We start from the raw sequence: 13,714 nt of genomic DNA on the forward strand, positions 1-13,714 counted from the left end.
CCAACCGCTAACCCTTAATCACTGTATTAATGTACCCATTTGAAGATTCGGTTCCAACGGATTTTTCCGTCAAACCAGCCGCGGTCCTTGTCTAACGACAGCCAAACGACGATAGGTTTGCCTACCACGTGGTCTTCCGGTACAAAGCCCCAATAACGGGAATCGAGAGAATTGTGGCGGTTATCGCCCATCATCCAGTAATAATCCAGCTTGAAAGTGTAGGTATCCGTCTTTTGTCCGTTGATGTAGATGCCGTCTGGTTTCTGCTCCAGTGTATTGCCTTCATAGGCAACGATACAACGTTCGTAAATCGGTAAATTGTCTTTGGTCAAGGTAACGGTAGCGCCTTTTTCCGGTATCCATATAGGACCGTAGTTGTCTCGCGTCCACTTGGTGTAGAGATTTTGCGGATACATCTGTCCTGACAGGTTTTCCGGCTCCATAATAATACGGCTGATTAGCTTTTTGTTACCGATAAGCGTATCGTACATTCTTTTTGTAAGAGGCAAGTGATAAACGGGGGTCAGCCTGCCTTGGGCATCACGGCGGTCCAGCCCCATCTGCATAAGTCCTTCCTCATAATTGAAGTCATCGGTCATCAGTATTTGGTCGTCATTGCTGATGCCCAGTTCGCGGAACATATCTTCCGGTATGTACGGACCTGTGGTCTGCACAAAATAGTTGAGCTGCATATCTTCCGGATTCTCAATGGCTTTTCCGTCGATGTACACTTGTGTATCCTTTATCTGCAGGGTGTCTCCCGGCAAACCGACACAGCGCTTTACATAATTCTCGCGGCGGTCCACAGGACGTACTACAATATCACCATACATTTGCGGGTTGGTACGGATCAGATTACGGCCGGCATTGTAGTAAAGGTCGTAGACGGTACGCTGTTGGTCACGCGTCAGGCTGTCCATATTGATTTTATTGGGATAAACACGTTGTCCTTCCCTATAAGCCAGGCTGTAGAAATCTTCTTGCTGCCTGTTGAGTGCTACCGTATCGCCTGCCGGAAAGTTGAACACGACAATATCGTTCAGCTTTACTTTTCCGAAACCCGGTACACGTTTATATTTCCATTGCGGCCATTCAATGTACGATTTGGTGTTGAATATCGGCAGTGTATGTTGCGCCAGTGGCATGGAGAGCGGGGTATTCGGCACGCGCGGACCGTAACTCATCTTGCTTACGTAAAGGAAGTCGCCTACCAGCAATGATTTCTCCAGTGAAGATGAGGGTATCTGATAGTTCTGGAATATGTAGATGTTTACAAAGTAGACCGCTACTAAAGCGAAGACAATGGCATCCACCCAACTCATAATGCTGCGTACTGCCGGATTCTTGGATGTCTTCCAAAACCCCCAAGGTATCTTCTTACTGATATAGATGTCGAATATGAAAGGAACAATAATCACTCCCCACCAACTTTTTACCCAAACAAGGAAAACAAGGTAGAGTAAGGTAATTATGCCGAACTTAATCCATTGGGCGCGTGTTGCTTTTCTCATAATACTTTATTTTAAAAATGGGAATAAATCGCTCATACCTAAGAATCCTTGCTTGTCGGCTGTATATTCTGCAGCCAATACAGCTCCTAAGGCAAAGCCGCTGCGGTTTTTGGCATCATGGGTAATGGTGATACTGTCTGCCTCGGAATCATAACGGATGCAGTGAATACCCGGAACTTCTCCTTCGCGGATGGAGCTGACAGGCAGTTCATCGGTTGCACATTCGGCAGAACCCGATACGCTTCCGTCCGGTGCTTGCAGTGTGCCTTTTACCCAACGGTCTTTGCGGTCGAGGTTTTCCAAAATTCCCTCGGCAAGGGTAATGGCAGTTCCGCTTGGGGCATCCAGTTTATGTATGTGGTGCGTTTCGCTCATCGTTACGTCGTAAGCGGGGAAACGGTTCATAATTTTTGCCAGATATTTGTTGACAGCCGAGAATATGGCTACTCCCAAACTGAAGTTTGATGACCAGAACAGTGTTTTGCCGCCTTCGGTACAGAGTTTCCTGACCTCTTCGCCGTGCTCCTCCAGCCAGCCCGTACTACCTGAAACTAATTTTACGCCGGCCTTGAAAGTTTTCATATAATTGTTATAGGCTACCATTGGATTGGTAAACTCTATGGCGACGTCGGCGCTCTTGAATGCGGCCGATTCAAAATCCTCCTGATTATTAATATCGATGATGCTGACAATTTCGTGTCCGCGGTTCAAGGCAATTTTCTCAATCTCCTTGCCCATTTTTCCGTAACCGATTAATGCTATTTTCATTGTTTCTTTGGTTTTTATTCAGTTTATCAACAAACTATACGTCGCAAAGGTAATCTTTTTCTTACATTTGCGCACAACATTAACGTCTTGTTAACAATGGAACAATTGCTGCATTACGTCTGGAAGCATAAGATATTTCCTTTAATGTCACTCCAGACGACCTCCGGACAGCCGGTCGAAGTGATAGATCCCGGTTTGCCGAATATGAATGCAGGCCCCGACTTCTTTAACGCGAAATTAAAAATAGACGGTACGCTTTGGGTAGGTAACGTCGAGTTACATACGCGGGCATCGGACTGGTTTCGTCATGGACACGAACGGGATAGAGCCTATGATAATGTTATCCTGCATGTGGTGGGCGATTCGGATTGCGAGGTACATCATGCCAACGGTGATATTGTCCCTCAGCTATTATTGCACTGTCCGGACAATGTCCGTCAGCGTTATAATGAGTTGCAACAGGCAGAAATATACCCTCCTTGCTACTCCGTCCTTGATTCCCTGCCGAAACTGACTGTTCATTCTTGGCTGTCGGCTTTGCAGGTAGAACGTTTTGAACAGAAAGCACAGGCCATTGCCGCCCGTTTGGAGTGTTGCAATAACCATTGGGAGGACGTATTCTTTATTACTCTTGCCCGTAATTTTGGCTTCGGATTGAATGGCGATGCTTTTGAAGCATGGGCCAATCATTTGCCGTTCCGTGCGGTGGACAAACATCGGGACAGCCTTTTTCAGGTAGAGGCGTTCTTCTTAGGGCAGGCGGGACTTTTGGAAGAAGAATGGCAAGAGGATGATTACTATCAGAAACTTCGGAAAGAATTTCATTATTTGCGGCATAAGTTTGCATTGCCTGATCCCATGTCCGATAGTCTGTGGCGTTTTCTGCGCCTGCGTCCCGGCAATTTCCCTCATGTGCGTTTGGCCCAGCTTGCCTGGCTGTATCATAAAGAACAGTCTTTATTTTCACGCGTCATGGCGGCCGAAACACCGGAGAGTGTAAAGAAAATATTGTCGGCACAGACCTCAACTTATTGGGAAGAGCATTTTACATTTAAAAAGTCCTCTCCTCACCAAGAAAAACGGTTGGGAGAGAATGCTTTGAATCTGATTCTCATCAACACCGTCATTCCTTTTCTTTATGCTTACGGAATGCATAAGGCAGATGAGGAGCTTTGTGATCGTGCCACCCGTTTTCTTGAAGCGTTGAAAGCCGAGAATAATCATGTTACCCGCTTATGGAGCGGTGCAGGGTTGCCCGTCTATACAGCGGCAGATTCACAAGCCTTGCTCCAGCTTCAGAAGGAGTATTGCGACAAGAAAGATTGCCTGCGTTGCCGCTTCGGATATGAGTATTTGCGGAGTAAGCGACAGTAGGTATAAATTCCTGTCAGCTTTTCATTGTAAATTCTTGACTTGTTGTATATTTGCATTCTGAATCGAAATAATTCGTATCTATATGAAGGCAATTTACTTTGTTTTTTGTCTGTGTACGGCGCTTATGCTATCGACTTTTAACAGTCTGGCAGCCGGGGAGGATTTCAAGACGTTTCTCCAGAAATTCACGTCCAGTGCTTCATTTCAGTATTCCCGTATCAAATTCCCTTTGAAATCTCCCATTGTCCTGTTGAAAGACGATGGCGAAACGGAGCAAACATTTCCCTTTACCCGCGATAAATGGGCATTGCTGGATAGTGAAACTCTGAAAGAAGGGCGGATTACGGAAGAGGAAGGGGGAATCTATATTTCCCGCTTTACCCGTAATGAACCGGCGCATAAAGAGTTTGAAGCGGGATACGATGAGTCGGAACCGTCGCTTCGCGTGGTTTTCGAGTTGGTAGACGGCAAATGGTATGTCACCGATTGTTATAATGATTGGTATAATTTTGATTTACCTATCAGTGAATTGGAGGAGACCGTCCGCACGATGCAGGAAGAAAATAAAACTTTCGAAGAACTTCACCCTTAGCTTAGCCGGTTTCTATATTAAAAGAGAATGAATGTGTCAACACGCACATTTTTCATTATTATCCTGTCATTCCTTTGTACTCCGTATACTATGACATTTTTAGACCTCTTCTGTACGATTTATGTCTCTTTGTTTCCCGAAAGAGGGCTTTCTTTGTAAACGGTATAGTAACCTTAAATGAATGAACATGATGCAATTTAGTAAATGGACAATGGGAGTAGGAGTACTCCTCGGAACTTTGTTACCGGTACATACGGAAGCTCAAGTAGTAAAAAACGAAAAACTGCTTTCTTTTGAAGACCAACAAATACCGGCGTTTATTTCGGGAACGAAATCCCGTTTGGATATCAGTGAGGAACATTATAAAGACGGGCTGCACAGCTTGAGCTGGACTTTTAATCCGGGTGCTGTGTTGTCTATCAAGAAAGACCTGAAGTTCGAGAAGAAAGATTCTACCGGGAAAGACACATATCTTTCCGCTTTCATTGTATGGGTGTACAATGAAGAGGCACAAGACAAAAAGATAGAATTTGAGTTCTTGAAGGACGGGAAGAAATGCACTTCTTTCCCATTCGGAATCAATTTTACCGGTTGGCGTGCGGCATGGGTGTGCTATGAACGTGATATGGAAGGAACACCGGAAGAGGGAATGAATGAAATACGTATCATTGCTCCCGATACTGAAGGCAAGTTATATCTGGACCATATCATACCTGCCAGCAAAGTGGATGCCCGCCAACAGACCGCCGATGTGCAAGTGCCTTTCGTCAATAAAGGGACTACCAACCACTGGCTTGTCATTTACGAGCATTCTTTGTGGAAGCCGGATATCGCTTTGGCTCCCGTGAGCGATACGCAGAAACAGGAAATACGGGTCATAGAGAAACGTTTCAGAGATATGCTTTATACGCCTTCCAAATTTACCGATAAAGAGTTGGAGGGTATTCGTAAGAAATTTGATTTCTATAAGATTGCCTATAAGGATGGGAAAGTAACCGGTTTACCTATCTTTATGGTTCGTCAGGCAGAGGCTTATGAACGCATGATACCTAATTGGGACAAGGATATGTTTACCCGATTGGGTATGGAAATGAGTGAATATTTTAACCTGATGAAGCGTATTGCCATAGCTTACAACAATGCTTTGGATACTGCCGTAAGGGATGAACTGAAACAGAAGTTTCTTGCTATGTACGACCATATTACCGACCAAGGTGTTGCATATGGCAGTTGCTGGGGAAATATCCACCATTATGGTTACAGTATGCGCGGGCTCTTTGTGTCTTATTTCCTGATGAAGGATGTACTGCGTGAGGCCGGTAAGTTGGAGGATGCCGAACGCACACTGAATTGGTACGCCATTACAAACGAGGTATATCCCAAACCTACGGAAACGGGTATCGATATAGATACTTTCAATACTAAACTGCAAGGACGTATTGCCAGTATTCTGATAATGGAGGATACCCCGGAAAAACTGCAATATCTGCGTTCTTTCTCCCGCTGGCTGGACTACGGTTGCCGTCCGGCACCGGGACTGGCGGGCTCTTTCAAGAAAGACGGAGCTTGTTTTCATCATCGCAACAATTATCCGGCCTATGCGGTAGGAGGCTTGGACGGGGCTACCAGTATGATTTATTTACTGAGCGGTACTGAGTTCAAGTTGTCCGAACTGGCACATGAAACGGTAAAGAATGTGTTGCTTACCATGCGTTTCTATTGTAACTTGAAACAATGGTCGCTTTCCATGTCCGGCCGCCATCCCAACGGCAAAGGGGAGTTGATACCTATCCAGTATGCCACTATGGCTATTGCTGGTACGCCGGACGGCAAACAGAAATATGATGCTGACATGGCTGCTGCCTATCTGCGTTTGGTAGCTTATGCCAACACACCGGATGAAGATGCTCCTGATTATCTGCCGAAGGCTTCTACCCGGCAGGAATTGAAAATGAAGGAATTGCTTGAAGCACAGGGATTCCGTCCCGAACCCGATCCGCAAGGTAATCTTGCATTAGGCTATGGTTGTATTTCTGTACAACGTAGGGATAATTGGGCGGCCGTAGTACGTGGACATTCCCGCTATCTGTGGGCTGCCGAACATTATCTTCCAGCCAATTTCTATGGCCGTTATCTGGCGCATGGAAGTATGCAGATATTAACGGGAAAACCCGATGAAATGGTAACTTTTGCTACGAGCGGCTGGCAGGAGAACGGTTTTGACTGGAACCGTATTCCGGGAGGGACCGGCATTCATCTGCCTTTTGAACAGTTGCGTGCCAAAGTACTGAATGTGGATGTTTTCTCCGGTATGGAAGAAATGCTTTATTCTGACGAGGCTTTTGCCGGAGGATTGTCTCAGGCACGCCTGAATGGAAATTTCGGCATGAAACTGCATGAGCACGACAAGTACAACGGTTCGCATCGTGCCCGTAAGTCCTTCCATTTCTTTGATGGCACGATAGTGTGTCTGGGTACGGACATTGAAAATACGAATGCGGAATTTCCTACGGAGACCACCGTTTTCCAGTTGGCGGCTGTCACTCCTGAAAACCATAAATACTGGGATGCCTACAAAAGTGACGGACGGACTTATATCGACCCGAACGGGGTGGGGTATTATCTTTCCAAAGCCTCTATGGCAAGTGCCAAATATGAAAAGAATTTCCCGCAGATTACGGTGGGTGAACGCAGTACGAAGCCAACTTCGGGTGATTGGGTTTCTTTGACGCTTCAACATGGCAAGGCTCCGCAAGGCGCTTCTTACGAATATGCCGTATTGCCCCATACAGATGCCGCTTCCTTAAAATCATTTGCAAAAAAGCCTTCCTATAAGGTTCTTCAACAAGACCGGAATGCCCATATTGTCCGTTCGCTGACGGATAATCTCACTTCTTATGTATTGTTTGAGACTCCGCAAACGCTTCCTTCGGACGGTTTGCTGCAAAAGGCGGATACTTCCTGTCTGGTAATGATTCGTGACAATAAAGATAAACTGTTACTGACCGTTTCCCAACCGGACTTGGCTTTATATCGCGGTCCGAGTGATGAGGCTTTTGATAAAGACGGTAAACGGATTGAGCGGAGTATCTACTCCCGTCCGTGGATTGATAATGATAGTGGGGAAATTCCCGTAACCGTTACATTGAAAGGCTTGTGGAAAGTTGCGGAAACACCTTACTGCAAACTTATTTCAGCCGATAAAAAGCAAACGGTACTCCGTTTTACGTGCAAGGATGCTGCAAGCTTCGATGTAGAGTTATTACGTAAATAAACTTCAATCAAATCTCTTTGTTATGGTAGAGCTAAAAAATATCATGTTGTGTGCCACTGCCTTTACTCCTTCCTTGCTGGGAGCGAAGGACTTGCCGAATATTATTTATATTGTAACCGACCAACAAACAGCTTCCGCCATGAGCTGTATGGGGAATGCGGATTTGCATACCCCGAATATGGATCGCTTGGCACAGGCGGGAATCTTGTTTAGAAATGCTTATTGCTCCGCTCCGTTAAGCGGTCCTTCCAGGGCATCCATGTTTACGGGATATACTTCTCACGAAATCGGACTTTCCCGAAACAATGTGCCTATGGCCGATTCTTTGCGTACCGCCAGTTTGGGTTGGTTGATGCAGCGTGCCGGTTATGAGTGCGCTTATGCCGGAAAATGGCATGTGCATACCCCTTCCATGCCTGATAAAGAGTTCGGCTTCTCTACTATTTATCCGCATAATGATAACGGACTGGCTGAGGCTTCCGTCTCTTTTCTTGAGCGGAAGCATTCCAAGCCTTTCTTTCTTGTGGTGGGTTTTGACAATCCTCACAACATTTGTGAGTATGCACGCAGCCAGAATCTTCCGTTCGGTAATTTGCCCGAACTTCCTCAGGATGAATGGCCCGGTTTGCCTTTGAATTTTGCTCGCAATCCTTATGATGCCGATGTAATCGACTATGAGCAAACGTTGAATTATTCCGCTTATCCTACCCGTCATTATTCTCCCGATGATTGGCGGCGTTATCGCAGCCTTTATTTTCGGTTGGTTGAAAAAGTAGATGCCGAGATTGGTAAAGTTATTGATGTCATTGACAGAAAGGATTTGTGGAAAAATACAGTGGTTATTTTTACGAGTGATCATGGTGACGGTGTAGGAGCGCATCATTGGAATCAGAAGTCGGCTCTATACGAAGAAGTTGTGAATGTTCCTCTGATAGTTACTCTTCCCGGCAAGAAGAATGCCGGTAAAGAAATGCCCCAACTTATTAATGAAGGCGTTGATTTCTTTGCTTCTGTATGCGATTGGGCGGGAGTTTCTCTTCCCGAAGGTCTGCATGGCGTCTCTTTCAAATCCTTAGTGGAAAATGCCGACTCCCAACAGGTACATCAACCTTATGTTGTTACTGAAACCACATTTGATAAAGGAATTGCCCGTGGTTGGGCTTTGCGTACTTCACGTTATAAATATGTGTTGTATGACAAAGGACTTTATCGTGAGCAACTGTATGATATGGTGAATGATCGTGGGGAAATGCGGAATTTAGCCATAGAGAAGAAGTATCAGAATATTCTCTTACAACATCGTACTTATCTGAATGAGTGGATGAAACTGCACCATGTAAGTCAGATACGCCCTGAAGTACATTTGATTCCGGGTATGTAATATCACCTTTATAAAAAGAAAGCATACTTGTCTTTTAATTAAGAGACAAGTATGCTTTCTTTTTATAAAGGTGATGTCCTATTGAATGAATATCTGAAAGAAATCACTCGCATGATAACGTAAATTCTACGGGTTGTCCATGTTGGCAGCTTACAGAAAGAACAGTTTCTGTTAAATTGGAACGTATGGTTACTTTCTCATGTGGTGTTGCACTTCTCCATTTTCCTTTTAGAATTAATGTCTTTTCAATAGGTCTGCTTGGTTTCTTGGTCGTATAAGCTTTTTCAGAAATATTTAAGTTAGGGTCGCATACACTAAGTAAAAGTTTGTTTCCTGATTGTTTTTGCATAACCATTGTTTCTGCTGGGATAGAAAAGAATATTTTATCTTTTTGTGGACAATAAGTTTCAAAGACTGCATAAGCGGTAATACCAGTTTGATTATCCATAACTATGTGTGCGACACTATCCTTACGGAGTATTTGATAAGCGTCTTTTTGACAGGCAACATTCAGCTCTTCTGGAGTAGGTTGTATTAATACCATATATTCATATTGAGCGTCCTGCGGAGCTACTCCATGATTAATATATGCAGAAGCAAAATTTCCTTGTGTTTGGATCCGGGTTTTCTCATGACGTGATATTTGATGAGCTATTTGGACATGTACATTGTGCCCGTTGACTAAATAATAATTATTATATCCGTCTTGAATACAATGGTATTTTCCGTCGTTTAATTCTTGATGGAATGAATTGTTTTTCAGTTTTCCGTTCACGTAGATATCTGTTTTTCCTTTCTGAAAGGTACTTTGAAAAAGAGTTGTCTCAGTAGGGAATTTGGTATTGCTATTATTGATATTTGTACCTAAGCATATTATACGGTTATCGAAACAGAAAACAGATTTTAGAGCTGTAAAATCTGGTGTGAAGTTTTTCAGATCACGTTCCATAAGTTTCATTGCAAACATACCATTTTTCCCTTCCAATGAACTGCTTCCGGAGAAATTCTCTTTGGAATGTGCCATTGTGGTTCCTGGCAAAGGGCTATCCAATAAGTCGAATGGTAAATGTATAGTGGTAGTCCCCGGCAAGCGGTTCCAGTCCCAACCGTTTTCATCATAACCGCTGGCTATGCGTGATGGATATCCCATGATTTGAACGGAACCGTAACTTTGATAACGTCCGTATCTATTATCCTTTTTGTAGATTTCAGCTCCCCATACGTCAGTAGTGTAACCTTTCAAGGTTACCATCCAGTTATTACGACGAAAAATACCTGCTGATCCATAATTATATACAAAAAAACCTTGTGGAGCTTTTGCTGGAGTTATACCCTCTTTTTTGAAATATTCTGTTTCTGGAGTAACTTTGTTGCAAAGTCGTAAATAGTCGGCAGCTAAATGGTGATCGAATGTATTATTTTCTTCTGATAAGTCACCTGCAAGTGCTAGGTAAGCAAATGCTTGTATATCATCATCCTTCATGGAACCTCTGAAAGGATGTCTTCCACTAATACCAATTCCCCATTCATAACTGTTGCAATAATTTCGCATAGCTACAAATGCGGATTTAAGCACTTGACGAGCTTTTAATGTGGGAACATATCGGGTATGGCTGGTGAGTGCAATAAATTGTCCTATCATAGCAAGTACTCCAGTTGTATAAGCTGGATAAAAACCTCCATGATGAAAGGTTGTTCCATCTACTTTGATACCGCCTATAGTACCGGGACTGTATTGCAAGGAACCGCTCAACCATCTTGAAAGTCCGGCTAAGGCACGTGCTCTTTCTTTTTCATCTACAAACATAAGAGCCGATATGGTTTTTGCCATTAATAGAGTGTGCCAAGTGTCTAATAGTTCATCTCTTCCATATTGATAAGGTATTCTTGTTTCTTGTAATGCAGACCAAAAGGTAAGTGCAGCAAGAATATTATCTCTGTTAGGGCTTTTCCAAATAGCATCACGCATTAGCCATGCTGTGGTATATATTTTCCTTATTTGGTAACCATAGTGATGATTGGTACCCATGCCACTTCCAAAAGCAAAGCCTTGATTGATGGCGTAGTCCCAAACACGGAAATAATTTTTTGTAGATTGGATTGAATGATTGTAATAAGAGTCGTAGGCAAAACCTGATAACATATCTTCCAAATCATTTAAAGATATTTCGCCTTTTTGGCGATCTATCTCATCAAGAACAACAATAGGAGCACCTGTAAAACCATTGCCGGAAGGACGGATATTAGCTGTTTTGAATGTGCTGTAAGCTTTTGTTATATCTTTTTGAGACGTTTTTTTTATATCAAGTGCTGCTGTCAGTCGTGCTTCTACGATTGCTAACTCTTGCTTTTCAGGTGTGGCTAATGCATTACTCAGAGGCAGGTCGTATTGATATTGTTCCCATTGCCAAACACGGCACCAATGCCATAGATCTCTGTAGGAAAGTGAGTTATTAGTTGGCATCTGTAAATCTGGAGTAGTACGGTCATTAATTTTTTTTACAGGAAAGGTCAAGCGATCTATAAAAATACGTCCGGTACGGTTTGGGGCAACGATACGGTATCCGGCTATTTCTTTTTCTTTTTTGTTTCCTTGCATATGTTTGAAACTTATCCAACAAGCACGCCAGCCTGTTGCATACAGTCGAAAACCAAAATGATAGGAAACTTGCCCTATAGGAGAGTAGAATTCAAAACGTAGGGTATCTGATTGAGGTTTCTCATTATAAATCCATAATGTAATCCCGCTATTATCATTTAAGGTAAAAACAGATTCGGATGGGATATTCAATATGCTGTTCGGGGAAAATTTCCATTCCAGGCTTTTACTTCCTTCTTTATAATACAATGACGATAAAGCTAGCTCTTGTTCTTTGGAACTCTTGAAATTATGCGGAATTTTCTCTTCGAAACCTATGAACTGTGCAAAAGTTGATAAACTAAAGTAAAATAAGATTAAGAAAAATAGATAACTTCTGTGTATCATAGTTATAGTAGTGTTAATTTATATAATATAAAGAATTATAGTGGGGTACTGTTACAGACAGTAGATTGTTCAAAAACAGAAATAAAACCATTTAGGTAGAAATGTGGTGAGGAATCATAAGGATTCCTCACCACTTGAATTGATTAAGGTCTATTTGCTTAAGCAATAATAGAGTTTAAAAATAAACTCCTTATTGCTATTTCCACCATTTGTTCTGTTCTAGTTTTGTATTCACTGATAATTCTTTGTTGGGAATGGGATAAAATTGATGTTTTTCTTCGGTTTTGGCTGCAACGGTTCCAGCAAAGTTGTATTTACCACCTGTCTTATCCGCTTTAACATCATCTTGAGTTTGTGAATTCCAACGTTTGTCAGCTGCTGCAGCTCCTAATACGTTCTGCATTCTATTTGTATAAATACCCCAACGTACCAAGTCGAATTTACGTATAGATTCGAAGCAGAGTTCGCGTGCACGTTCGTCACGGATTTCTTGTTGGAACTGGTTATAAGATAGATTTTCTACTTCAGGAATACCGGCACGTTTACGTACTAAATTTAAGGCTGTATAAGCTAACTCTGTAGGTTGCTTGTTTGCTTCGTTTTCTGCTTCTGCCAACATTAGTAATACGTCGGCATAACGTAAAAGTGGATAGTTTTCCGGAGTCCAATTTTTGTTTTTAGTCTCAGCAGTTTCCCATTCGCGACGGAACTTACCACAACGGCGCATGGTGATTTCATGATCTTTCCATTTTACTTGTACGTCTTTTGCATTTAAATAATAAGGTGCCATAGAAAGATCACGACGTTTATCTGTACTATTTTTTTCAAATAAATCCCAAAGAACCAGTGAACCTGCATAAAAAGCATAGGTGTAACCCTTACCCGTTGCATTTCCATTCCTTTGCGCATTGCCAATAGTATTACCAATACGACCCTCGGTGTAGTTATTATCAAGGCGAGTACCTATAAATTCTACCTCCCAAATAGATTCGTTATATTTGGTATCATACTTATCTGTTGCCATACACTTCCACATGGCATACACGTCAGGATTTAAATCATGTTTTTTTGACTTATAGACTTCATTGGCGTATTGAGCCGCTTTTTTGTAGAAGGGTTCTCCTCCGTTAGATGTAGCTCCAGCTCTCCATAAGCATACGCGAGCCAGAATACCAAATACAGTATTTTCTTTTACGTGAGATGGACTTTTATCATATTCTTTATTGTCAACTAAAGGTAGGCAGTCTTCCATTTCTTCTATGATCCAATCTAGGGCTTCTGTATGAGAAGTAGCTGCTATACTAGCCGCATTGATATCATCTAAAGATTGTTTACGGATAGGAACCTCATAAAATGCTTGAACAAGTAAGAAATGATAATAAGCGCGAAGAAACTTCGCTTCACCTTTAATTCTGTTTTTGCTAGTTTCATCAAAATCTGCTCCATCTATATTTTCAAGAAGTCCATTAGCATTTTTAATTCCAGTGTATAATTCAGCCCAAATATCCCAAATCTCTTTGGTACTGCTGGTATAGTCATTTGCCCATAGTTTTCCTGCAAAATTTGTATTGCGAGTATAATAACTTAAGTCATCAATATTGGTCATTTCTGTTGAATAGAAATTTCCATAAAGAGAAACGGTAGCCATTGGATAATACACTGAGGCTAGTGCCATTGTGCATTCAGACTCATTTCTATAGAATGTAGTGGGTGAAACGAAATCGAAAGGTTCAGTTTCAAGGTAGTCACATGAAGCCATAGAAAATAATCCTATGATTACAAGGGATTTTTTTAAAATATTATAGAATTTTCCCATAATTGTTTTTTT

At 42.4% G+C, this 13,714-nt stretch carries 8 protein-coding genes; 4 read left to right on the forward strand and 4 right to left on the reverse strand.

Annotated elements, in window-relative coordinates; genetic code table 11:
- Positions 1-26: 26 nt before the first annotated feature.
- Together DW121_RS03735 and dapB are read right to left on the reverse strand one after the other, a co-directional pair.
- Positions 27-1,511, reverse strand: coding sequence for a S26 family signal peptidase (locus tag DW121_RS03735; protein ID WP_118323062.1), 1,485 nt, complete (start codon positions 1,509-1,511; stop codon positions 27-29).
- A gap of 6 nt (positions 1,512-1,517) precedes the next feature.
- Positions 1,518-2,279: a 4-hydroxy-tetrahydrodipicolinate reductase gene (gene dapB, locus DW121_RS03740; RefSeq protein WP_118323063.1), complete on the reverse strand. Its 762-nt coding sequence runs from the start codon at positions 2,277-2,279 to the stop codon at positions 1,518-1,520.
- A 96-nt stretch (positions 2,280-2,375) separates the two neighbouring features.
- Here dapB and DW121_RS03745 point away from each other — a divergent pair, with 96 nt between their 5' ends.
- The 4 genes from DW121_RS03745 to DW121_RS03760 all read left to right on the forward strand — a co-directional run bounded on the left by DW121_RS03745 (position 2,376) and on the right by DW121_RS03760 (position 8,900).
- Positions 2,376-3,653: a DUF2851 family protein gene (locus DW121_RS03745; RefSeq protein WP_118323064.1), complete on the forward strand. Its 1,278-nt coding sequence runs from the start codon at positions 2,376-2,378 to the stop codon at positions 3,651-3,653.
- An 82-nt stretch (positions 3,654-3,735) separates the two neighbouring features.
- Positions 3,736-4,245 (forward strand): DUF4348 domain-containing protein, encoded by a 510-nt coding sequence (locus tag DW121_RS03750; protein WP_118323065.1) that lies wholly within the window; start codon positions 3,736-3,738, stop codon positions 4,243-4,245.
- A gap of 187 nt (positions 4,246-4,432) precedes the next feature.
- Complete coding sequence (locus tag DW121_RS03755; RefSeq protein ID WP_118323105.1) at positions 4,433-7,519, forward strand: chondroitinase family polysaccharide lyase; 3,087 nt, start codon at positions 4,433-4,435, stop codon at positions 7,517-7,519.
- Positions 7,520-7,541: 22 nt separating this feature from the next.
- Positions 7,542-8,900 carry a sulfatase gene (locus DW121_RS03760; RefSeq protein WP_118323066.1) on the forward strand — a complete coding sequence of 453 codons (1,359 nt, stop codon included), beginning with the start codon at positions 7,542-7,544 and terminating at the stop codon, positions 8,898-8,900.
- Positions 8,901-9,003: 103 nt separating this feature from the next.
- Here the strand turns inward: DW121_RS03760 and DW121_RS03765 are convergent, their stop codons facing one another.
- Together DW121_RS03765 and DW121_RS03770 are read right to left on the reverse strand one after the other, a co-directional pair.
- Positions 9,004-11,886: a chondroitinase family polysaccharide lyase gene (locus tag DW121_RS03765; RefSeq protein WP_118323067.1), complete on the reverse strand. Its 2,883-nt coding sequence runs from the start codon at positions 11,884-11,886 to the stop codon at positions 9,004-9,006.
- 196 nt (positions 11,887-12,082) lie between these two features.
- Positions 12,083-13,702: a RagB/SusD family nutrient uptake outer membrane protein gene (locus tag DW121_RS03770; RefSeq protein WP_118323068.1), complete on the reverse strand. Its 1,620-nt coding sequence runs from the start codon at positions 13,700-13,702 to the stop codon at positions 12,083-12,085.
- Between the last annotated feature and the right edge of the window lie 12 nt (positions 13,703-13,714).

The sequence above is a fragment of the Bacteroides sp. AM10-21B genome (genome assembly GCF_003472565.1).
In the GTDB taxonomy this organism is placed as follows: domain Bacteria; phylum Bacteroidota; class Bacteroidia; order Bacteroidales; family Bacteroidaceae; genus Bacteroides; species Bacteroides propionicigenes.